Annotated in this window: 13 protein-coding genes; 12 read left to right on the top strand and 1 reads right to left on the bottom strand. The window is 61.6% G+C overall.

What is annotated here, in order from left to right; all coding sequences use genetic code 11:
• The first annotated feature begins 367 nt into the window (after positions 1–367).
• From DN745_RS15390 to DN745_RS15375, 4 genes are all read left to right on the top strand, one after another.
• Positions 368–3,379 (top strand): 1-acyl-sn-glycerol-3-phosphate acyltransferase, encoded by a 3,012-nt coding sequence (locus DN745_RS15390; protein ID WP_133622156.1) that lies wholly within the window; start codon positions 368–370, stop codon positions 3,377–3,379.
• 207 nt (positions 3,380–3,586) lie between these two features.
• Positions 3,587–6,721: a proprotein convertase P-domain-containing protein gene (locus DN745_RS19605; protein ID WP_204355014.1), complete on the top strand. Its 3,135-nt coding sequence runs from the start codon at positions 3,587–3,589 to the stop codon at positions 6,719–6,721.
• A gap of 468 nt (positions 6,722–7,189) precedes the next feature.
• On the top strand, positions 7,190–10,063 hold the full coding sequence (locus DN745_RS15380; protein ID WP_111336185.1) for a tumor necrosis factor receptor family protein: 2,874 nt from the start codon (positions 7,190–7,192) through the stop codon (positions 10,061–10,063).
• Between the two features lie 217 nt (positions 10,064–10,280).
• Positions 10,281–12,071 carry an acyl-CoA dehydrogenase family protein gene (locus tag DN745_RS15375; RefSeq protein WP_111336184.1) on the top strand — a complete coding sequence of 597 codons (1,791 nt, stop codon included), beginning with the start codon at positions 10,281–10,283 and terminating at the stop codon, positions 12,069–12,071.
• Between the two features lie 2 nt (positions 12,072–12,073).
• Here DN745_RS15375 and DN745_RS15370 read toward each other — a convergent pair whose 3' ends face one another.
• On the bottom strand, positions 12,074–15,067 hold the full coding sequence (locus DN745_RS15370) for a biosynthetic peptidoglycan transglycosylase (protein ID WP_162687711.1): 2,994 nt from the start codon (positions 15,065–15,067) through the stop codon (positions 12,074–12,076).
• A 275-nt stretch (positions 15,068–15,342) separates the two neighbouring features.
• On the opposite strand from DN745_RS15370, the gene DN745_RS15365 reads away from it, so the two are divergent.
• The 8 genes from DN745_RS15365 (at position 15,343) to DN745_RS15330 (ending at position 22,611) form a co-directional block, all read left to right on the top strand.
• Complete coding sequence (locus DN745_RS15365; RefSeq protein ID WP_133622157.1) at positions 15,343–16,212, top strand: endonuclease I family protein; 870 nt, start codon at positions 15,343–15,345, stop codon at positions 16,210–16,212.
• 47 nt (positions 16,213–16,259) lie between these two features.
• Positions 16,260–17,216, top strand: a complete 957-nt coding sequence (locus DN745_RS15360) for an endonuclease I family protein (protein WP_111336180.1) — start codon at positions 16,260–16,262, stop codon at positions 17,214–17,216.
• 63 nt (positions 17,217–17,279) lie between these two features.
• Positions 17,280–18,419: an endonuclease I family protein gene (locus DN745_RS15355; RefSeq protein WP_133622158.1), complete on the top strand. Its 1,140-nt coding sequence runs from the start codon at positions 17,280–17,282 to the stop codon at positions 18,417–18,419.
• A gap of 246 nt (positions 18,420–18,665) precedes the next feature.
• Positions 18,666–19,301: an ATP-dependent Clp endopeptidase proteolytic subunit ClpP gene (clpP, locus tag DN745_RS15350; protein ID WP_111336177.1), complete on the top strand. Its 636-nt coding sequence runs from the start codon at positions 18,666–18,668 to the stop codon at positions 19,299–19,301.
• Entirely contained in the window at positions 19,298–19,921 is a 624-nt protein-coding gene (locus DN745_RS15345; RefSeq protein ID WP_111336176.1) for a hypothetical protein, read from the top strand. The genes clpP and DN745_RS15345 overlap by 4 nt, the downstream gene beginning before the upstream one ends.
• Positions 19,922–20,039: 118 nt before the next feature.
• Positions 20,040–21,278 (top strand): endonuclease I family protein, encoded by a 1,239-nt coding sequence (locus DN745_RS15340; protein ID WP_111336174.1) that lies wholly within the window; start codon positions 20,040–20,042, stop codon positions 21,276–21,278.
• Positions 21,279–21,527: 249 nt separating this feature from the next.
• Positions 21,528–22,073, top strand: a complete 546-nt coding sequence (locus DN745_RS15335) for a cyclic nucleotide-binding domain-containing protein (protein WP_111336172.1) — start codon at positions 21,528–21,530, stop codon at positions 22,071–22,073.
• Positions 22,074–22,092: 19 nt separating this feature from the next.
• Positions 22,093–22,611, top strand: coding sequence for a Crp/Fnr family transcriptional regulator (locus tag DN745_RS15330; protein WP_111336170.1), 519 nt, complete (start codon positions 22,093–22,095; stop codon positions 22,609–22,611).
• The last annotated feature ends 32 nt before the right edge of the window (positions 22,612–22,643 follow it).

Raw genomic sequence — 22,643 nt, 5'->3', positions numbered from 1 at the left:
CGCGAAGTTGCTTTGGAGCGCACTGGTATGGGTGTAGGACTGTGTGTTTGAAGAGGTGTGTGCAGCGGGGGCCGCCAACAACGTTCCGCGTGGCTCGCACGCGGCTACTTCAGGTGTCCAACGAGTAAAGGCCCTAACTTATTCGCGATGCCGCATCCTTGGCAAGGGGCTCTAGAGCGTGGGCATTAGCACGCCACAGCGAAAATCGCAATCGTTGAGATGCTCCCGAGTTTGGCCAGCTCCCCTAAATCCGAAGAGAGCGCCGCTTTTTGGGGTGCGAAAGCCAGGGACGTGTTGTAGGGATTGGATGGAGTGACTATTGAACCGCTTCAAGCGCATACTTTAGATAGGGCAGCTAACCTTGACGGTGGATCGCGAAATTCAAAATTACGAGAAGGACCCGCAACCCTCAGAAGAGGTGGCGCGCGCGGACGCGGCTGAGCCGGGCGTGTCGGAGTCTGAATCAGTGACCAAGAAGCCGCGTGAGTCGACGCTGCCGGCGGATCTGCCGCGCCTGGACGAGGAGTCCGAGGTCACGCAGACCAGTGAACTGGAGGTGGTGCGCACCGAGCACGCGGCGCTGGCAGCGCGGTTGTTAGAGCGCCCCCACAAGTCGGCGATGCTGCGGGTCACCGGGCGCCTGCTGCGGCTCATCGGGTCGATCCTATTTACCCATGTGCTCTTTGGGCAGCGCAACCGCGACAATCTGCGCGACGTCGCCGAGACCGGCACGCCGGTGTATGTGATGCAGTCGCGCAGCTTCCTCGATTATCTGTATTTTAATTATCTCTTCCTTAAAAATGACCTGCCCCTGGCCCAATACGCCAACGGCGTCAACACCAATTGGGTGCGCGGCCCCTTCGCCTGGCTAAAGCAGCTTTTTCGGCGCAAGCCCGCCGAGGCGCCCGAGCTTTGCATGCAGGCGCTGGTGGAGAATAACCAGGCGGCCTTTCTCTTTTTGGAAGAATCCAAAAAAGGCGCCGAAGAAAATTACGAATTCAGCCAAAAATACCTGACTCGTCTTATCCACGCGCAAAAACACAGCGCGCGCCCGATCATCGTCGTGCCGCTTTTGTTGGTCTGGGAGAAGCGCCCGGACCCCAAGCGCGCCGGGTTGATTCAGGAGGTGTTCGGCACGCCGCAGCGCCCCGGGTTCTTCCGCAAATTTCTCTCCTTCTTTCAGACCTTCTGGCAGAGCTTTTTTAAGATCGGCCAGCCGATGGTGCAGATCTCGACCACGCTGAATCTGGAGAGTTTCCTGCGCGAATACCCGCACGCGGGCAGCGCGGACGCCTCGGAATTGTTGCGCGCGCGCCTGCTCAACTATCTGGAGCGCGAGCGCAGCGTCATCCTGGGGCCCACCGGCGAGGCGCCGGAGGTGCTCTATAAGCAGATGATCAACCGGCCGGCGCTGATCGAGGCGGTGCGCGAGATGGCCGCCGAAGAAGGCGTCGACGAGGCCGTCATCCGCGAGCGGGTGCGCGAGCAATTCGACGAGATCGCCGCCTCGCCGAGCCCGCTGATGCTCAAGATCTGGGCGTCGGTGCTCAGCTTCGTGTGGTACCGCATCTATGACGGTCTGGACCTGGATACCGAGGGGCTTGAGAAGGTCAAGGAGGCCGCGCGCGACAGCAGCATCGTGCTGATCCCCAGCCATAAGAGCCACGTCGATTATCTGGTGATGAGCTATATTATGTATAATTACGGGATGGTGACCCCGCTGGTAGCCGCCGGCGTGAACCTCTCGTTTTGGCCGATGGGCCCGCTATTTCGCTGGGCCGGTGGTTTCTTTATTCGGCGCACCTTCCGCGGCGAGAAGTTATACCCGCTGGTCTTTCGCGAGTATCTGATCAGCCAGATGGAAGAGGGCTACCCCATTGAGTTCTTTATCGAGGGCACGCGCAGCCGCACCGGGAAGTTGATCAAGCCGAAATACGGCATGCTCGAGATGATCATCCGGGCCTATACCTCGGGGCGCATCGACTCGCTGAAGTTGGTGCCCATCTCGGTGGGCTATGAGCGGATCATCGAGGAGCGCTCCTATCGGCGGGAGCTGCTCGGCGGGGAGAAGCAAAAAGAGGGCATCACCGGGCTGCTCAAGACGCCCAAATTTCTGACCAGTAAATACGGGCGCCTCTATATTGAGTTCGGCGACCCGATCAGCCTGGGCGACTATCTCGACCTCTATGAGATCGACCACCTGCGCCCCTCCGACGAAGATATGGACGCGGTGACGGTGCGCCTGGCGCATCGGATCATCTACGAGATCAACCACGTCGCCACGGTCACGCCGACGGCGCTGGCGGCGATGGCATTGCTGTCGAATATCAGCCTGAAAGATGGCGACGCGGACAGCGGCCAGCCGGCGGGGATCTCGCGGCGCCTGCTGCTCGACGAGGTCGGGTTTATCCTGCATCTGCTGATCAATCGCGAAGAGCCGGCGCGCATCTCGGGGACCCTGACCGAGGGGCTCGAGGAGTTCGACGCGCAATTGGCGGCGCTTCGCAGCGCGGGCGCGCGCGCGCGCTGGCCGAGCCTGGATAAGTTGAGCGGGAATGACTCGCGCCCGAGCGCCGCGGGTGGCCTTGAGTCGGTGATGGGCGACGCGGTCGAGAGCGTGATCGAGGAGGCGATCGGTCTGTTCACGGATAATAAGCAGGTTCGGGTCGAGAGGGTCGGCGACGATGTGTTCTATAGCGTCCCCGAGGAGTCGCGCCCGGAGCTTGCCTATTATCGCAATAATATCGTGCACTATTTCGTCGCCCAGGCCCTGCTCGCCAGCGCGGTGCGCAAATTCAAGGCCACCGATATTTCGATGGCCGAGCTCATGGAGGAGACCCGCTTTTTGAGCAAGCTGTTCAAATTTGAGTGGATCTATGAGGAGCGCGCCCAATTTGAGAACGTCTTTTTGCGCACGCTGCGCGGGTTCGAGGCGGCGGGTTGGGTGGAGGTCGAGGGCTTCGACGGATTTAAGGACGATCAGGACCCCCGCGAGGCGGTGGTGGGCGCGCGGGTGCGCATCCCCGACCCGTTCCCGGCCGAGCTCAACTTCTTCGCGCGCCTGGTCGCCAGTCTTTTGGAGGCCTACGCCCTGGTCGTCGAGATGGTCGCCCAGAGCGAGGCCCGCTGGGAGCGCGACGCGCTGATCAAGAAGGCGCTTAAAAAATCACGGGCGGATTATGCGGCCGGCCAGATCTTCTATTATGAGTCGATCTCGAAGCCGACCTTTAAGAACGCGGTGCGCCTGCTCGATGATTGGGCGGCGATCGAGAAGATCAGCGTCGGTAAAAAGGCGTCGGCGCTTGCCTATAGCCCGTCCGAAGACTGGGACCGGGCGCGATTCGATGCGCTGACGGGCCGACTGCGCTCCTTTCTCTAGGCGCGCCCATTCGCTGCTTATTTCATTGTGTTCGCGCCTCACGACTCAAATATTAGGGTTGTGGGGCGCTTTTGTGTGAAAAGATGTGCTTTTTCAATTGATTGGGGGGCAACAGGGTTGGAAACGAGGGCGATGTACGTGTAGTATTCGCTCGTCGAATAATAAGCAGTTGCAGAAGTTCAGTTACTTTATAAGCAAGGAAGTCTGATGAAAGCACAGTTACGACTTGTATTGTTGATGGGCGCGTTGGCGCTGGCCTCGTTGCCCGCCGTCGGTTGCGGCGGACCCGAATGCGGGGACGGCACGACGGAGAAAGATGGCAAATGTGTTGCCGAAGCAGGCGGCGAAGGTGGCATCACCTGTGGCGCGGGCACGGTTGAGGAGAACGGCGCATGCGTTCCTTCCGAGACGGTCTCCTGCGGCCCCAAGACCACCGAAGACGACCAGGGCCGCTGCGTGATCGCGCCGGACGCCTGTGAAGACGGCGCAACGCTGGACCCCAACACGGGCAATTGCGTCGCCGGCACCGCGGAATGCGGCGAGGGCACGGCGATTGACGGAAACACGGGCACCTGTGTTCCGACCGCCGATGTCTGCGACGAAGGCACCGTTTTTGACGACGCCAGTGGCCTTTGCCTGCCCGGCTATGCCTGCAGCGTCGGCGACGTGATCGTTGACGGTGTGTGCGCCAGCCCGGCCGAAGAATTGGCCGCCAGCGCGGATCTCACCGAAGCTGAGAATAACGACCCGGCCCTCGGCGGCACCGCCCAGGCGTTGACGCTCAAAGGCCCCGGCTCGGCGACCGTATTCACCGGCACGATCGGCGCCCCCGAAGATCTCGACGAGGATGGCGAGTTGGACCAGGACGTCGACGTCTACACGTTTGAGGCGTCGGCTGGCGATTGGTTTGAGCTCTCGGTTCAATCCACCGGCGCCGTCAGCCCCGTCTTCTTCGTCGAAGGCCCCAATGGATATTTCCGGGTCAGCCCGGCGATCGCTGGACCGGGTTCGGCGCGCCAGCTCCTGCTGCCGGCCGACGGCACCTATTCGATCACCGTCCTGCCCTTGTCGGTATTCTATACCGACTTCCCGGCCGGTGGCGACGAGTGGGGCTATGTCGGCTCGCTTAAGCAGATCGACACGCCCGCTCCGAGCGCGTTCAACCTCAACGCCGACACCTTGACCGGCGACTTTGGCTCGCTGAGCGACCACTATTATTCGGTGACCGGCTATGACGCCGGCGACCTGGTCACGGTGACGATTGAGTCGAGCGAAGATGGCGCCGACGGCGTCTTCAGCATGTGGAATAGCGCCACCGATTTCGCCGGCAATGTCGAGTTTGAGGCGGGTGATACGTTCGAGATGGTCATCCCGCCCAGCGGTGAGTTGCTCATCGCGGTCGATTGGTCCTTCGCGCTGCGCACCGACGCGACCTTCGAGATCAGCAGTGAGCGGGCCGATAATTTCGAGGCCATCGGCACCATCGAGAATGACGGGTCCGCCAGCTCGACCCCCACGACCATCGGCAGCGCGGCGGTGCAGAGCTACACCTTTAGCGTGAGCGCCGGTCAGGTCATCGAGATCTCGCACTTCAACGTCGAAGGCGACGCCGTCGACATCTCCCTGCGGGATGTCAGCGGCAACGTTTATATCAATGAGGCCTATACGAGCCTGACGCGCTACCGCTATCACTATACCGAGACCGGCGGCACGTTCATCCTCGAGCTCGACAATTCCGGGTTCAGCTCCAGCCCGCTTACCGATGCCAAGGTCACCATCAACACCCTGACCCCGAATGATCTGGGCGCAGCCGGTGTGGGCGACACGGTCAGCGCGTCGGTCACCGACGAGCTTCAGGACGGTCGCTCCGATTTCCACATTCTGACGCTCAACGAGAATGTCACGCTGACCGGTGACGTGACGACCCCCAACGACGAAGATGTCGACGTCTATATCCTTGACGCGGCCGGCGAGCAGGTGAACTCGTTCGTTACCACGGGCGCTGAGACCATCACCGGCACACTGGTGGCGGCGGGGACGATGCTGCTTCAGGTCAGCGCCTCGGAGCTTATTTCCTCGTACGATGTCAACCTGGCGTTCGCAGAGGCCCCTTCCATCGAGGTTGAGCCCAACGAAACCATCGCGACGGCGACTGCGTTCGACCTGAGCAAGGCGATGGTCGGCGTGAGTAGCGACTCGGACGATGTCGACGTGTTCTCGTTCAGCCCCGCCGCCGATATGGGCGCGGATGAGGTGTTGATCCTCAAGCTCGAGCAGGATAGCTCCGGCACCGACGAGTATATCTGCACCATCCGAGACAGCAGCGGCAACCCGCTGGGCATCAATCACCCCGAAGGGGTCGAAGAAGGCTGCGTCTCGATGGCCGCGAATCTGCTGGCATCGGAGACCTATTATCTCGAAATCGTGCGCGACTACGCGTCGTATAGCAACCCGAGCAAAGGTTATACGATCACCCCCAGCGTCGAGACCGGCGTGCTCGAGGTCGAGCCGAACGAAACCGACACCGAGGCCACTAGCGTCGATTTGACCGCGCTTATCGGTGGCGCTGGAGCCTTCGGAATGCTGCCGTCGGATACCGATGTCGATTATTTCACCTTCGACCTCGCCGCTGACCAGGCGAGCGACGAGATGCTTAAGTTCAGCATCTCGCGTCTGGGAACCAACCCGACTTTTGCTGCCTCGTGGCGACTGCTCGACAGCTCGCTGGCTGAAGTGGCGGCGGCCGGTATCGACGGCCAACTGATGGTTAGTGGCCTGACTCAGGGCACCTACTATCTGGAGCTGACGCGAAGCAATAGCACCAGCTATAATAGCCTGGTCTATCAGATCGTGGCCGAAGAAACCGTGAGCGTGTGCGGCAACGGAGTGTTGGAGCCCGGCGAGATGTGCGACGGCGCGCCGCGCTGCACGAACACCTGTGAGTGGGAGCCCGGCTTCGTCTCCGCAAGCGACACGACCTCGGGAGTCATCGCTGATAATGACTCGGCCGGTCACGTCGCCAAGGCGACCATCGCCGGCTGCGTTGACCCCATTTCCGAGGTTAGCGTCGACGTCAACATTACCCATGGCTGGCGTGGAGACCTGGTGGTTGATCTGATCAGCCCGCAGGGAACGACCGTGCGTCTGCATGACGGCTCCGGTGGCAGCGCCAGTGATCTGGTGGGTAATTACCCGGCGGATCTGACCGTTGAAGGGCCGGGTACTCTGGCCGATTTCGTCGGTGAGGACGCCAACGGCGAGTGGCAATTATATGCCGCTGATACCGCCGGTGGTATTGCCGGCATGTTCAACTCATTCAGCGTTTATATCACGTGCGACTGAGCCCGAACGCCTAACCTGAGCCCGCCGGTCTCGCGCCGATAGGCTCAGCCGGAGCACCAAAGCCCCCGAGAAATCGGGGGCTTTGGTATTTCTGGGAATCTTAGCTTAACCCCGCCGCCGCAGGTCGATCGGTGAATCGACGAAGCGAAAACTTCTCGAATTTCATTGTGTCGAGAATATCCGCGACGCCCGGCGACTTCTAAGCGCGAGGAGTTTTCCTCCGAGCATGTTTGCGCTCGCTTTCAGCGTCGTCCGGTTTCATTGGGCCATATCTTCGGGTCTCCAGCCATTTCGGCTGCCTTCGCCGAGATATTGTCCTTTTATCGTTTGAAAATCCCTGAAATTTCAGTCTCCTAACCAGGCCCGCGCTCCGAACGGAGGCGTCGGGAAGTGTGCGTGTGTGCAGTGTTCACACGCTGATTTGTCTGCGCGCGCAGAAATTAATAATCACTAGAACAAGGAAGTCTGATGAAGACGCAGTTTCGACTCATTTTTTTGATGAGCGCGTTGGCTTTGTCCACGCTGTCGCTGGTTGGTTGTGGAGGCCCTGAGTGCGGGGATGGGACGACCGAGAAGGACGGCGAGTGCGTCGCGGATCTCGGGGGAGATGGGTCAACCTGCGGCGCGGGGACCGTCAGCGAGAACGGCGTCTGTGTGCCGGCCCCGGAGGTCTGTGGCCCCATGACCACGCCGGATGAAGACGGTCGTTGTGTCGTGTCACCCGACGCCTGCGAGGCCGGTGAGACGCTCGACCCGAACTCTGGGGTCTGCGTGGCGGGTGACCGCGAATGCGCCCCTGGCACCGTCTTTGACGGATCGAGCAATAGCTGTGTGCCGACCTCCGAGGTCTGCGATGAGGGCACCGTTTTTAATGAAGACAGCGGGCTTTGCCTCCCCGGGTTCTCTTGCAGCGTCGGCGACGTCATCGTCGACGGATTCTGCGTGAGCCCGGCCGAAGATTTGGTGAGCAAGGCGGATGTCACCGAGGTCGAGAATAATGACCCGGCTTTTGGGGGCACCGCTCAGGCGCTGACGCTCAAAGGATTGGGTGACGCAACGATCTTTAAGGGGACGATCGGCGCGCCCGTAGACCTCGACGAGGACGGCGAGCTGGACCAGGATATCGACGTCTTCACCTTCGAGGCTGTGGCCGGCGATTGGTTCGAGCTTTCGATGCAATCCACCGGCATGCCCAGCCCTATCTTTCGGGTCAAAGGCCCCAACGGTTATCTGCGCTCGAGCCCGGCGATCGCGGGCCACGGCTCGGCGCGCCAGGTCGTCGTTCCGGCCGACGGTGCCTATACCCTGGAGGTGCTGCCGCTCTCGAGTGAGTTTTCTGACTTCGCCGTCAGGGCAGATGATTGGGGATATGTCGGGTCATTGACCCAGATTGATACGCCGGTGCGAGCGGAGTTTAACCTCAACGCCAACCACCTCATCGGTGACTATGGTTCGCTGAGCGACCACTATTATTCGATCACTGGCTATGACGCCGGCGACCTGGTGACGATCCGCGTTCAGGCCAGTGAGCCGGGCGCGCAGGGTATTTTGACCCTGTGGAATAGCGAAACCGAGTTGGTCACGGCGGCGCCGCTGTCGGTGGCGGGTTCGATCGACGCGGTGATTCCGGCCAGCGGCGAGCTCTTCGCGGTGGTCGATTGGGCGTCGATGCAGACCACGGGCGCGAGCTTTGAGCTGAGCAGCCAGCGGGCCGAAAATTACGAGTATGTCGGGGTCTTGGGAGACGATGAGGCCACGACCACCACGCCTCAGGACATCCCGCGCTACGGCGACTTCCAATATGTCTTCACGGTGAACGCCGGTCAGGTCATCGAGATCGCCCAGAACAATGCCGAGGGCGAGACGGTTAAGACCACGCTGAGGGGCGCCAGCGGCGATATTGTGCTCGATAGCGCGTCGCAGCAAGCGGGGACGAGCTATCGCTATTGGTATAGCGAAACCGGTGGGACCTATATCCTTCACCTGGATAACTCCAGCTCCTTCTATTCGTCGAATATCACCGAGGCCACGGTGACCGTGACCACGGCGACGCCCAAAGATCTGGGCGCGTTCGAAGTCGGTGAGACGCTCAGCGAATCGGCGAGCGAGCTGCTCGAGGCGAAGCGCTCCGAATTCTACCTGCTGTCGCTCGATACGCCGGCGACTATTTCGGGCGAGGTTTCGACCCCGAACGGCGAGAACCTGGACCTGCATTTCCTCGATGCCTCCAACGCCAAACTCGCCTCGTTCAGGTCGAGCGGTGTTGAGGTTGTTTCGGACGAAATCGTCCCGGCGGGCACGATGTTGCTGCAGATCGAAGCCGTCGATGAGGTGCCGTCTTACGAGATGAACTTCACCTTCGCCGACGCCCCGGATTACGAGGTGGAGCCGAACGACACCGCCGCAAACGCGACGCCGCTTGACCTGAATAAGGGCATGATCGGCATCAGCAGCGACGTGGATATCTTCGCCATCAACTTGGACGCAGATCTTGCCGATGATGAGGTATTGGTCTTCCAGCTCGACCAGGAGATCAGCGGCTTTGAGCGCTATACCAGTGTGCTGCGCGATAGCAGTGACGCCGAGGTGAGCGTGACCTATCCAGAGGCTGTGCAGGATGGATACGTCGTCTTGGCGAGCGACCTGGTCGCATCACAAACCTATTATCTTGAGACCAGCCGCCAGGGTGGCGTGTCGGATAAGAAATATAGGCTCTCGGGTCGCGTCGAGACGGGGCTTGTTGAGGTTGAGCCCAACGAGTCCGAGGCCGCGGCGACGAGCTTCGAGCTCGACGCGCTCCTGGGCGGCGCCAGCGTCTTCGGCTATGTCCCGTACTCCTATGACACCGACTATTATATGTTCGAGTTGGCCGCCGATCAGCCCCTCGATCAGATCATCACGTTCAGCGTGGAGCGCCTGGGCGCCAACCCGACCTCGTCGGCTTCGTGGCAGCTCCTGGACGGCGCGCTCAACCGCATCGCTGGCGGCGTAATGAGCAATGATCTGGTCCTCTCCAACGCGCCTCAGGGCGCCTATTATCTGGAGGTGAAGCGAAGCAGCAACGCCCCCGAATATAGCGTCGCCGCCGATGCGTGGAAGGATGAGTTGAACCTCACGCTGATCAGCCCGGAGGGTACCGAGCTTGAGCTGCATCGCGCAGCCGACGGCTCGACCCAGAAGAGCCTGGTGGGCCGTTATCCCGACACGTTGACCCCTCACGGAGGCCCGTTGAGCGTCTTCCACGGGCAAGTTGGCACCGGAGAATGGGTGCTCACCGTCGGCTATAACTGCTCGACTGATAGCACGTTTAACTCCCTGGGCATCGAGCTCGTCTGTGACTGAGGAGGAAGCATATAAATTGAGCGCGCCGAACTAAAGTCGGCGCGTTCAACACCGAAGACGAAAGCCCCCCGGTTATCTGGGGGGCTTTCGTTTTTCTTGGGTCCGGGGAGTTTTTGAGGGCAAAAGGTATTCGACGCGCTGAGGATTATGATATAAATCGCAGAGAAGTGATTAGTGAGTCATCCGCCGATATTGCAGAGCCCGAGGAGCAACAATTATGCCCGAAAATCGCGCAAATCAGGGGCCGAAGGGTTGCGGTTTTTTGACCCAAAAGCCGCGGGTTGAGGTGATTCGCACGCCCGAGGCGGCCAGCGCCGCGCAGCGCGAATTCGCGCGGCTCGCCGAGGCGTTTGTGCGCGAGGAGATCTTTGGGAAGACCGCGTTGTTGGAGGCACAGGACCTCGACGCGCGGAAGGAGACGCTGAAGAAATCGGGGGAGATTGGGCTGCTGTCGGCCGCGCTGCCGCGCCCTTTTGGCGGGGCAGACGCCGATCTGAGCGGGTGCATGCGCATCGCCGAAAACCTGGGGCATTATCCGGGCTGGGCGGCCAATTTCAGCGCCCAGATCAGCACGGGTATTTTGCCGCTGCTCTTCTTTGGCAGCGCCGAGCAAAAGGCGACCTGGCTGCCGAAGATCGGGCGCGGCCGGGCGGTGGTCGCCTACGCGATCAGCGAGGCGCAGAGCGGCTCAGACGCCCTCGCCGCCAAGACGGTCGCGCGCGAAGCCGCCGACGGCCGAAGCTACGCGGTGAGCGGCTCAAAGACCTGGGTCCCCAACGCCGATATCGCCGATGTCTTTATCGTCTTCTGCCAGATAAACGGCACGAAATTCAGCGCGATTCTGGTCGAGCGCGACCGCCCCGGCGTCACGGTGGGAGCGCCCAATGAGACGATGGGGCTGCGGGCCGCGCCGGTCTTTCCGGTCGAGTTCGACGCCGTCTCGGTGCCGGCGGCCAATGTGTTTGGCGCGGTGGCCAAGGGGCATAAGGTCGCGTTTAATACGCTGAATTTCGAGCGGGTCGAAGCCGCCGCGACCTCGCTTGGGACCTGCAAGCGCGCGTTGATGCTCGCGGCGAGCTACGCCAAGCAGCGGCGCCAATTCGGCCAGCCGATCGCGGAGTTCGGGGCGATTCGCTCGAAGCTTGCCCGTATGGCGACCCGCGCCTGGACGCTTGAGTCGATGTGCTACCGGGTGGCCGGGGCGGTGGACGCGCGCCTGGAGTTGCTCGACGCCGAGGCGGATAGCTACCGCGCCGATGCCCTCGGGGCGATCGATGAGTTCGCGGTTGAGGCCGCGATGATAAAAGTCTTTGGCGCCGACGCGGCGGTCTTTTTGAGCGCCCAGGCGCTGCAGATCTTCGGCAGCCGCGGCTATGAGCGCGACTGCGAGGTCGAGCGCATCTTCCGCGACGCCCAGGCCAGTCGGATCTCGGCGGGGACCAATGAGATCAACCGCATGTTGATCCCCAGCATGATCCTCAAGCGCACGATGAAGGGGCAGCTCAACCTCTTTGAGATGATCGAGTGGGTGCTGTCGACGCTTCAAGAAGATGACGCCAAGGGCGACGCGTTTGGCCCAGGGCAGGCCAGCGGCGAGCGAATGGCGCTTGAGGCGCGGTTGAGCGAGGCGGCCCAGAAGCTGGTGCTCTATACGCTCAATCAGGCCATCCAAAAGCATATGGCCGATCTTCGGGAGCAGCAGGAGATTCTGCTCGACCTGGCCGATATGACCATCGCGCTCTTCGCGATCGACTCGACGCTGTTGCGCGCGCAGCAGGTTCTGGCGCAGGGCGCCGGCGGCGAGGTCGCGCTCAAACAGGCGGTCACGCGGCTGCAGATCAGTCAGTCGGCCCAGGCGATTCGGCAGCGCGCCGCGCGCCTGCTCAACCATCTTGGCGCCGACCCTGCCGCGGTTGAGCGTTTTGACCTGCCGGTGTGCATCGATGAGATCGCGCTGGAGCGCCAGATCGCCGAAGCCGTGCTTCGCGCGGAGTCCTACCCCTTCTGACTCTAATCGCGCTCGTCGCCGGGTGGGTTGGCGCTGTCCGTAATATGGGGCGCAAGATCCATGCCCTGAGGGGCTGTGTTTCGGGGGGCCGCTTCGGGCTCGGCTGGCTCGACGGCGACCGCCGGCGCAGCCGCGGGGATATAGCGACCGTCTTTATCCCATTCAAGAATATAGGGTTTTTCGGCCTCTGCCTGCTCGGCGGTGAGATATCCCTTATCGACCAGGCGCCCCATAATCTCGCCCATTCGGTCGAACCACCAATGTTTGGTGGGGGTTGAGCGGCGGCGGCGAAAGCGGTCGCCGTACCAGGGCGCCGGCTTGAGCACGGCCAAAAAGACCGCCTCGCGCGGGGTGAGATCGGCGGCGTCCTTGTCGAAATAATAGCGCGCGGCCGGCCCGATCCCGTAGATATCCTGGGCGTATTCGATGACGTTGATATACAGCTCGAGCACGCGCCACTTCGGCACGGTGTCCTCGATGCGCCAGGAGATCAGCGCCTCTTTGAATTTGCGCGCGAGCTTTTTATCGCGCGATAAGAACAGGTTTTTGACCAATTGCTGGGTGATGGTCGAGCCGCCGTAGACGAAGCGGCCCTTCTCGAAATCAATGCGCAGCGCGCGCTGAATCAGCCCCAGATCGATGCCGTGGTTCTCGTAGAACTCCATCTCTTCGCTGAGGTAGGCCGCGGCGCCGACATAGGGCGGCAGGTCGCGCAGCGGCTTATAGTCCGGGGTGCCGGGGCCGACCAGGACCTCGACTTCTTCGGTGACGCCTTCGGTGACCTGTTTGATGAAGGGGCGGTTGAGCCAGTGGACGTCGTCGAAGCGATTTCGCTGATGGGTGCTGGGGATTTCGGGCAATTCATAGGTTTCGTCACGCACAAAGGGCGGCGCGGGCCAGGGCGCGGGCGTGGGCGCCGCGCCGAAATGGGCGAGGAGCCCTGAGGGGTTAAATCGCGCGGGTTTTTGAGCCGGCGCGGGCTTGGGCGCGGCGTGTGCGGCGATCGTGAGGTCGGGCCAGGCGGATTTTCGCGCCTTAAGCGCGGTGACATGGCAGAGGTCGACGAAGTCCTCGACCTGAATGCGGATCTTTCGGGGATGATAGACCGGCAGGTGCAGTGAGAATCGCGGCGCGGCTTTGCCCTCGATCTCGATATCGCGGTAGGCGCCCAACAGGGCGTCGGGCAGCGCGCGGACCGCGTCCTGGCAGCCGATCTCGTCGATATCAAGGGCGAGGTCGAGGACCGGGTCAAGCGGGTAATCGCGCCATTGGCCGCGCAGGTTTCCGACGATCGGGCCGTATTGAACCCGCGCCTGGGATAACTCGACGCGCGAGGTGTTGGCGGCCCAGGAGAGCAAGAACTCGGTGCTCGCGTTGATCGCGTCAATGGGGGTGTCGGCGAGCCCCGAGATATCGACGTTGCCGTCGCGCCAGGTCAGGCTCCCGCCGAGGTTCACGCTCGCGGTGGCGCTGCGCACCGGGGCGAGCTCGCCGTGGGTCCACAGGCGCAGGTTGGCGTCGATGATGCCGCCGATGCGCCCGCGCACGCCGCGCTTGGGAAGTGTGCGACCTTCCTGGACGCCGGGGAGATCATCGAGGCGAATATTGTCGAGCTCCAGGGCGACCGCGTGGGGAAGCCATGAGCCGGGCGTAAATTTGGCGCCGAGCCGGACGCGCCCGCCCGCCGAGACGCCCTTGGTTTGCAGGCGCCCGTCGCGCAGCGTGCCGTCGAAGTTCTGCACCAGCGCGATCTCGCGGGCCACCTCGCCGCCCTCGACCAGGCGCAGGTCAAAATGACCGTTGACGATGCTCAGGTCACCGCGCTGCAGCCAATGGGTCAGGCGCATGCGCCAGCCACCTGACTTGTTGCTTTTCGCCGCGGGTTTGTCGTCGGCCGTCGGTTCGGGTTTGAGCGCATCGCGCAGGTCGGTGAGGTTGCGTTGAAGCTCGGTGAGGCGCGTGGGCGCGACGGCGAGGGTCGGCTCAATGATGCTCCACGCGATGGATGCTGTCGGCGACGCCCGGGTCGCCCGAATCTGCAAAACATCAACCTCAAGCGCCGGCTTCGCGACGCTTCCCAGGCGCGCGCTCGCCTGGTGCGCGCTCAGGTCGAGCTTGAGCGTGCGGTCGGTCGAGGCGGTGACGTGGTGCAGGTTCAGGTCGGCGATATTCGGGATGTTGAGCGATAAGAGGGCGTCTTCGGGCGAAGGCGCGCCGAGCTTCAGGGTGATCGATTGGTCGGCGGCGGCGAGGTATGCGTCCAGCGACCAGGGGATGGGCGGGAATTCGAAGTCCGCGCTGTCGGGGTTTTCGGGAGCGGTGAGTTGAGCGAAGATCGCGCTATATTTGGCGGTCTTCAGCTCGACTTCGCCCTGGGCGCGCAGGGTTCGGTGCGCGGTCGAGGGGGGCAGAAAATTCGGGTCACCCGCGGTGTTTTCGCGAAGGGCGTCCTCGCTTAAGACCACCTCTGTGATTTGCATTTCGAGGAGGGTGTGGGATTCGTCAAGGAGTTGAATTTTAAGGTCTTTTGCCTCGATGTTGCCGGTTTTCCCCAGCCCTTCCCACAGCTTTGCCCACAGGTTTTCCACAGCCGCCACTGTGGTTTGTGGGCTGTCGGGGGCCACGTCATTTTGCGCGCTATCAAGCGCCGGGTCGCCGGCGAGTTTCTGGATCTTGAGCGTGCCAGAGGCGAGGGAAACATCGCCGATCTCGGCGCTCTTCCCGAGCATCGAGCTGCTGGAAAGCGCGACCTCCACCCGTTCGATCCCCCCGCTGATTTGAAAGGTCGCGCGCTGGGTTGAGAATTTAACATCGCTCAGCTCGACCGTCGTGGGCCATTGCCAGGCGAGCTCTTCCCATTGCAGGTCGACGCCGCGTTGGTCCAATTGAGCGCGCAATTGCTGCTCGGCGAGGTGCTTAAGCCCGTAGGGGAGCCCCACCAAAAGGGCGCCCAGCAGCAGGCCGATGAGCGCAAAATAAACAAAGCGACGAGACATGATTGACTGCTTTTGAGGGCGAGGACGAAATTTACAGACTTTGAGCCGGTCAGATGCCCGTTCAAAGGCATGTCGGAGCATTCTACTTTAATCCACCGCTGCGGGTCGACTGGCGTCAAAACCCGCCGGGTTCGGCGGCTTATCTCATACCCTTGTTGGCGCGACTACGAAAGATTCTTGGAACGCGGCGCGAAAAGGACTATTGTGCCCTGGCGCTGGAGCGAAATCCCACCTCAGCGCCGTTTCTGCCCTCCTCCACAAACCCAACCGATCATATGAAACGATTTTCGATTGTTAGCTTATTGCTTTTATTCGCCGCGCTGTCGGCGCCTGCTTGCTCCGACGATAGCGCCGGCTCGGGCGACACGAACTCGCCCGATATCACCGCCGACGCGCAGATTGAGGTCGACGCCGGCGCTGACGCGGGCGATGTCGCCGAAGATGTTCTTTCCGAAGACGGCGTCTCGGCCGACGCGGCGCCGGCGGATGTCGCCGAGGTCGAAGAAGATCCCTACGAGGGGTTGCGCGACAGCGCCCTGAAGAGCGCGCTGCGCCAGACCAATCGCCGTCATCGAGACCTCGGCTACGGCCCGGCCCGTGACTTTATGTTCGAGTACGATATGGCCAATGTCGGCGCGGTCGGCCAGATCGAGTGCGTCTATACCGGGCGAAAGGCCTTCGTGGAGGGGCGATTGGACGCCCAGAATCAGAACCCGATGTATAATACCGAGCATACCTGGCCGCAGAGCCGCGGGGCCTCGGGGGTCGCGCGCTCCGACCTGCATCACCTCTTTATCACTGACGGCGCGGCCAACGGAAAACGAGGAAGCGTGTCTTTTGGAAATGTGGTCAACGCAAGCTGGAGCGAGGGCGGCTCCAAGCTCGGCTCGGACTCTTCCGGGCACAAGCGTTTTGAGCCGCGGGACGTGCATAAGGGCAATGTGGCCCGCGCGATCTTCTATTTCGCGGTGACCTATAATCATCAAGTCGCGCGCGACGAGGAGGCGACGCTGCGGGCCTGGCATGTGCAGGATCCGGTCGACGACGCGGAGCGCGCGCGCAACGATGCCATCGAGGGAATTCAACGGAGTCGAAACTTCTTTATAGATCGACCTGATCTGGTCGACTCGATTTCGAATTTCTAAGTTGAACCCCAGTTAATCATTTGTCGTTCCAACTATAAAGTCTTGATATGAAAAGGTTTTCTCAGCAGTTTCTTCTTCTCCTCATGCTCGCCATCAGCGCGCCGGCCTGCTCGGCGGATAGCAACGCGCCGAGAGAGACGCTCAGCGCCGACGTGGTGTCGGATATTCGTGAAAATACGGATGCATCGCAGGATACGGCCTCCGAAGATGGGCGCTCCAACGGGGAGGAGGATGTCGACCCCGAGGAAAAAGACGCGGCCTCCGCGGACGTGGAGCCGAAGGACGCTACGGGCGACGAAGATAGTGGCGAAGACCTGGGGACGCCGGATGTTGGGAGCGATGAGCCGGACACTAACGGCACCCCGGAGAACCCCTTTAGCGGGTTGACCGACGGCTCGCTCAAGGGCGCGCTGCGCCAGACGCATCGGGGCCATGACGACCTCGGCTATGACTCGGCGCGCGACTTTCTTTTTGAATATGAGATGGCCAATAACGGGCCAACTGGCCAGATCGAGTGCGTCTATACCGGGCGCACCGCGTTCGTCGATGACCGCAGCAACGCGCAGAGCCAGCATGATTATAATACCGAGCATACCTGGCCGCAGAGCCGCGGGGCGTCGGGCGTGGCCAAGGCCGACCTGCACCATCTCTTCATCACCGATATGCCCGTCAACTCACGGCGCAGCAATAACTTCTTCGACGATGTCGTGGACGTAACCTGGAGCGAGGGCGGGTCGAAGTTGGGCCGCAACGCCGCGGGCGAGACCCGATTTGAGCCCCGCGATGAGCATAAGGGCAATGTCGCGCGCGCGATTCTGTATTTCTCGGTGGTCTATAATTACGAGGTCAACGCCGATGAAGAAGCGGCGATGCGCGCCTGGCATGTGCTCGACCCGGTCGACGACGCCGAGCGGGCGCGAAACGACGCGATTGAAGGCGTGCAGAGGAGTCGCAATTTCTTTATCGATTATCCCGAATTGGTCGACCAGATTTCAGACTTCTGAGTCTTAAACGCGCTGGTCGAGCCTGAGCTTTTTGATTAAACGTTCCAACCATAAAGTCGTGCTATGAAAAGGTTTTCCCGTCTTATTCTGCTGCTTCTTGTCTTCGCTTTGTCGGCGCCTGCGTGCTCCGACGACAGCGGGAATTCAGGTGATGTGACCGAGGCCGACGTGCTCTCCGATGCGGCCGGTGAGCCCGATACGGGTGACGCCACGGCTGATGCCGGCGGGCAGGACGCGGCGCAAGACGCCGATGGCGACAGTGACGTCGAGGATGCCCGTGACGTCGAGGATGCCCGTGACGTCGAAGATGTCGAAGATGTCGAGGATACGAGCGATGCCGAAGACGTCGAAGATACGAGCGATGCCGAAGACGTCGAAGACGTCGAAGATACGAGCGATGCCGAAGACGTCGAAGACGTCGAAGATGCGAGCGATGCCGAAGACGTCGAAGATGTCGAAGATACGAGCGATGCCGAAGACGTCGAAGATGCGAGCGACGCGGGCGACGTCGACGAGGACGCGAGCGTTGATCCGTGCGTGTTCGACTTTACGACCTACGGTGCATTGACCGACGACGCGCTCAAAGCTGTGCTGCGTGACTCCCATGATTGTCATACGGACCTGGGGTATGGGTCTGCGCGTGATGTTATGTTCCAATACGCGATGGATAATGTCGGCGCCGATGGAGAGGTCGAATGCGTTTATACGGGGCGAACCGCGATCGTGACGGGGCGGGGCAACGCGTATAGCCAACACGATCTCAATACCGAGCATACCTGGCCCCAAAGCCACGGCGCCAGCGGGGTTGCCAAGGCCGACCTGCATCATCTTTTTATCACGGATGCGCAGGCCAATAGTCGACGCGGCAGCCATCCCTTTGGCGTCGTGCAGGGGTCTGGAAGTTGGAGTGAGGGTGGCTCTAAGCTCGGCTTCAGCGCGCAGGGCGATCAGGTCTTTGAGCCGCGCGATGTCCATAAGGGCAATGTGGCGCGGGCGATGTTCTATTTTGCGGTGGTATATGGTGAGCGAGGAAGCGTCGAGATGCCGTCTGGCGCCACGTTCGCGACGCTGCGCCAATGGCATATCGACGACCCGGTCGATGCCGCCGAGCGCGCGCGCCACGACGTACTCGCCGAGGCGCAAAATAGCCGCAACTTCTTTATCGATCACCCCGAGTTGGTGGACCAAATCTCAGACTTCTGAGGTCATTTCGTCGCGGCGGTTTTCGACGAATTTAAGCACCGCGCCATTGATTACTTGAAAATCGTGGCGCGGGGCGAATGATATTAAAGCGGGGCAAGGGTGGACAGTCGCGCTGAGTTGAAACATAATCCGCTCCCCGTTGGTTATGGAAAGCGAGGTCGGTGGGCGTCGCGCGCCGAGAGCCCACGATGTCGCTGAATAATGTGATAGATTCCGAATTTATATTCTCACTGATAGGTAATTAAAATGGGATTCATTCCTTCCGTAGTTGAGCAAACACACCGCGGCGAGCGCGGCTGGGATATTTTCAGCCGGCTGCTTAAAGACCGGATCATTTTCTTGGGCACGCCGGTCACCGATGATGTCGCCAATAGCATCATCGCTCAACTTCTGTATCTGGAGAGCGAGGACCCAGATAAAGAGATCAGCCTCTATATCAACTCCCCGGGCGGCAGCGTCACCGCGGGCATGGCGATCTACGACACCATGCAATATGTGAACCCCGAGATCTCGACGATCTGCATGGGCCAGGCGGCCTCGATGGGCGCGCTGCTTTTGACCGCTGGTCAGAAGGGCAAGCGCTTCGCGCTGCCGAACTCGCGCATCCTGATCCATCAGCCGCTGATGCGCGGCGGCATGGGCGGGCAGGCCACCGATATCGACATTCAGGCCCGCGAGATCCTGCGCCTGCGTGAGCGCCTCAACCAAATCCTGGTCAACCACACCGGCCAGTCGATGGAGCGCATCGAGAAGGACACCGACCGCGATTATTATATGAGCGCTGCGGAGGCCAAAGAATACGGGCTTATCGACACGGTCATTGAGAATCATCCGGCCGAAGGAAAGGCGAAAGCCGAAGCGAAGAAGTCCGCGAAAAAGTGATCGACACTTTCCTTAAATCAACCCCCGGGCGAGGCGCTTGTCGCGCACTCTTTATCGCGGCGCTCGCCGCGAGCGCGGGGGCTTGCTCGACCGAGGCCCCCTCGGTCGAGCCGACGGGCGTCTCTACCGGCACGATGGACTTTGCCGTGGGCGCCCGTATGCGCAGCTTTGAGTTGATGGATGCGACCTGCGAGCCGGTGACGCGCGCGGGAGAAACCACCCTTCATATCGTGGTGCCCGCCGCCTTCGATTTGTCGACCGAGGCCCAGGCCGAGCAGTCCCATATCCTCACCGCCCAACTCCCCCTCGAATTTCAGCCCGGCGATGGCTCCTCCGCGTTGGGCCCGGTGCCCGAGATGACCTTCGGCCCCGAAGACGCGCGCTACGGCGCGAGCGCCTCGGCGATCAGCGTGGACTTCGACGGCGAGGTCTATCCGATGATTCAGGTCATCGCGCAGAGCGCGCGGCATATGGTGGATTATCAATGCCGCGCGAGTCGCCAGGGCGCCCAGATTGAGCTTGTCTGCAATGACGCGCTTGTCTTTCCGTGGCGAAACCCGGGGGCGGTCCCCGAGGGATCTTTCCGCGCGAAATTTCGCTGCGCCCCCGCTCCCGAGTGAGCCCGGCGCGGCGAGCCTCGTCGACGCTGCTTTGACCGGAGACTGCCACGCGCCGACTATGCTATATAGGTTGGCTGTCAGCCGGTCTTTTCTTGCTCCTCATGCCCGTAGTTAGTTTATGAGACGATTTTCGCAGCAGTTTTTCGTCGTACTTTTTCTCTCCCTTGCGGTGTCGGCTTGCGGCGTTGACTCGGACCATCGCGAGGCGACGTCGGCGCCCCAGGAGGGCACCAATACCGGTGGCTCCAGCGGGAAGTCCGATAACGCGGATGCTGAGTCGAACCCTGAGGGGGTCCCGGATGTCATTCACACCAGCGGAGCTCATTTCGAGGGTGTGGTTGCGGCCAATGCTTCGCTGAGTCTTCGGCTTATCGCCGACGAAGGCGACACGGTGGTGATGTGGTTTCGCCCCAGGGGCGACGAGGCCTGGAGCCCGCGGTTAACGATGTACCGGCCCGGCAAGACGCGCGCCCTGGTCTATTCCTCGCCGGGGAGCGGGGAAGACGCGCATATTCCCTATCAGAAAGACCGCTTGGAGAGCGGCTGGGAGTTTTACGACGGGGGAGAGTATCGGCTCGAATTGGCCAACCAGAGCGACGTCGAGGCGGCGTTTGAATTCGTGCTCGAGTGTTTGGCCGGACCGTGTAAGGGCGTCGACCCCGGCGAGAGTGACGCGGGCGGAGACTCAAGCCCCGATAGCGGCGAGGCCGTCGCGACTGAGAGTCCCTATGACGACCTGAGCGAAGATGATCTTCGACGGGCGCTAAAGGCCACGCATCACAGCCATCGCAGCCTCAATTATGACGGCGCGCGCGATTTTATTTTCGAATATGATATGGCCCACGTGGGCGCCGATGACGAGATTGAATGCGCGTATACAGGACGCCGGGCGTTCGTCAGCGGCCGGCGGGATGCGCAGAGTCGCCACGACTATAATACCGAGCATACCTGGCCGCAGAGCCGCGGCGCCTCAGGGGTCGCGAAGTCCGATATCCATCATTTATTCGTGGTCGACGCGATGTCGAACTCGAAGCGCAGCAGCTATTATTTTGACGATGTCGTCGACGTTGATTGGAGCGAGGGTGGGTCAAAACTCGGCGCGAACGCCGCCGGTGAGATCCGCTTTGAGCCGCGCGATGAGCACAAGGGCAACGTGGCGCGCGCGATGCTGTATTTCTCGGTGGTCTACGATTATTCGATGCGGGCGGACGAGGAGGCGGCGATGCGCGCCTGGCACGTGCTGGACCCGGTCGATGACGCCGAGCGCGCGCGAAATGACGCCGTCGAGGAGGCCCAGAAAAACCGGAACTTCTTTATCGACTGGCCGCATCTTGTCGAGAAGATCAGCGATTATTAAGCCGGGCCTAGGCGCCTGAGACAATGGATGAGGCCGCGGCTCCGGCGAGAGTCGCGGCCTCGTTTTTTTGGGGCATCTCTGTTGGTGTCCGAGGGGGGAAGTGAGTTATATCTTGTCACGCGCCATGGGCATACGTTAGGGTTATAGGCTCACGGAGCATGTATTTTTAAGACAGGTGGCGTTCTCGGTGAGCGCGTCTTCCATTGCGGGCGCTGAGGCGCATATTCCTCCCACTCGGGTATTAGGCTGATGAGCTCGAATCACGATTCCGACAGGCTTGACCCGCAGGCGATCATCGCGAGTCTCGAGCTTTTTGACGCCCTATCGGCGGCCGAAATCGCCGAGATCGTCGACGCCTGCGAGGTGGTGAAGGTGGCGCGCGGCGCGCAGTTATTTCGCCAGGGCAGCCAGGCCGACGCCCTTTATATCGTGGCGATTGGCGAGGTGCAGGTGCAGTCACTGGGGCCGGCCGGGGCGAATATCCAGCTGGCGACGCTGGGGGCGGGGTCGGTGGTTGGCGAGATTTCGCTGATCGGCGGGGGCGTGCGCTCGGCGAGCGTCGAGGTCACCCAGGACGCGACTCTTCTGCGCCTGAGCCACGCCGCGTTTCATGCGCTGCGCGAGGCCAAAAGCATGGCCGCGTACCGTGTGGTTCTCCAGCTTGCGCGCATCCTTGGGGAGCGTCGGCGCCGCACGGAGGCCCGGGTCAACGAGGTCTTCGCGGACCCGGCGGAGTTTCTCGATGATTTCGAATCCCAGGTCCACGATATGCTCGGGCGCCTCAAGAAGGCGTGAGCATTCGTCAGGAGAATAGATGGGCAATTCCGAGCAGGTTATATTCGACAAAATAGGGGAGAGCGCGTTCTTTGCGCGCTTGCAGGCCGACGACGCGCGCGCGCTTGTCGCGGCCTGCGAGCCGCTGACGGTGCTGCCGGGCCAGGCCATCTGGTCACCCGGAGAGGCGAAGGACGCGGCGTATATTTTGGTGTCGGGGCGGGTGCAGATCAATTATCGCGTGCAGCCAGATGGGCATCGCGAAGATCAGTATGCAGCCCCGGGCACCTTCTTGACGCTCTCGTCGCTGGTTCACTCATGGCGCCATGCCAGCGCGGGCATCGCGCTGGAGCGCAGCCAATTATTGAGGCTGACGCGCCCCGAATTTGAGGAGCTCTTTGAGGCCGGGCATCCGGCGGCCTTTGCGCTGGTCGACCTGATCGCCGACGATCTTGTGGCGGAGGTTCGCGACGCGAATCGGCGCCTGCACGAGGTGTTCGGCCACCCGGCCGAGACGCTGCGCATGCTGCGCCGCCGCAGCCGCGTCGGGCGGCGCTAGTGAATTTGCTGGATTAAAGACGCAATGCAGGT

The sequence above is a fragment of the Bradymonas sediminis genome (assembly GCF_003258315.1).
In the GTDB taxonomy this organism is placed as follows: Bacteria; Myxococcota_A; Bradymonadia; order Bradymonadales; family Bradymonadaceae; genus Bradymonas; species Bradymonas sediminis.
The sequence above is the reverse complement of the archived record's forward strand: the minus strand, read 5'-3'. Positions and strand labels throughout refer to the sequence as shown.

Excerpts from the sequence above, each read along its gene's own strand:
- DN745_RS15380 (WP_111336185.1), top strand. The coding sequence starts at position 7,190 with ATGAAGACGCAGTTTCGACTCATTTTTTTGATGAGCGCGTTGGCTTTG.
- DN745_RS15330 (WP_111336170.1), top strand. The coding sequence starts at position 22,093 with ATGGGCAATTCCGAGCAGGTTATATTCGACAAAATAGGGGAGAGCGCG.
- DN745_RS15355 (WP_133622158.1), top strand. The coding sequence starts at position 17,280 with ATGAAAAGGTTTTCCCGTCTTATTCTGCTGCTTCTTGTCTTCGCTTTG.
- DN745_RS15365 (WP_133622157.1), top strand. The coding sequence starts at position 15,343 with ATGAAACGATTTTCGATTGTTAGCTTATTGCTTTTATTCGCCGCGCTG.
- DN745_RS15360 (WP_111336180.1), top strand. The coding sequence starts at position 16,260 with ATGAAAAGGTTTTCTCAGCAGTTTCTTCTTCTCCTCATGCTCGCCATC.
- DN745_RS15340 (WP_111336174.1), top strand. The coding sequence starts at position 20,040 with ATGAGACGATTTTCGCAGCAGTTTTTCGTCGTACTTTTTCTCTCCCTT.
- DN745_RS15370 (WP_162687711.1), bottom strand. The coding sequence starts at position 15,067 with ATGTCTCGTCGCTTTGTTTATTTTGCGCTCATCGGCCTGCTGCTGGGC.
- DN745_RS15335 (WP_111336172.1), top strand. The coding sequence starts at position 21,528 with ATGAGCTCGAATCACGATTCCGACAGGCTTGACCCGCAGGCGATCATC.
- DN745_RS19605 (WP_204355014.1), top strand. The coding sequence starts at position 3,587 with ATGAAAGCACAGTTACGACTTGTATTGTTGATGGGCGCGTTGGCGCTG.
- DN745_RS15375 (WP_111336184.1), top strand. The coding sequence starts at position 10,281 with ATGCCCGAAAATCGCGCAAATCAGGGGCCGAAGGGTTGCGGTTTTTTG.
- clpP (WP_111336177.1), top strand. The coding sequence starts at position 18,666 with ATGGGATTCATTCCTTCCGTAGTTGAGCAAACACACCGCGGCGAGCGC.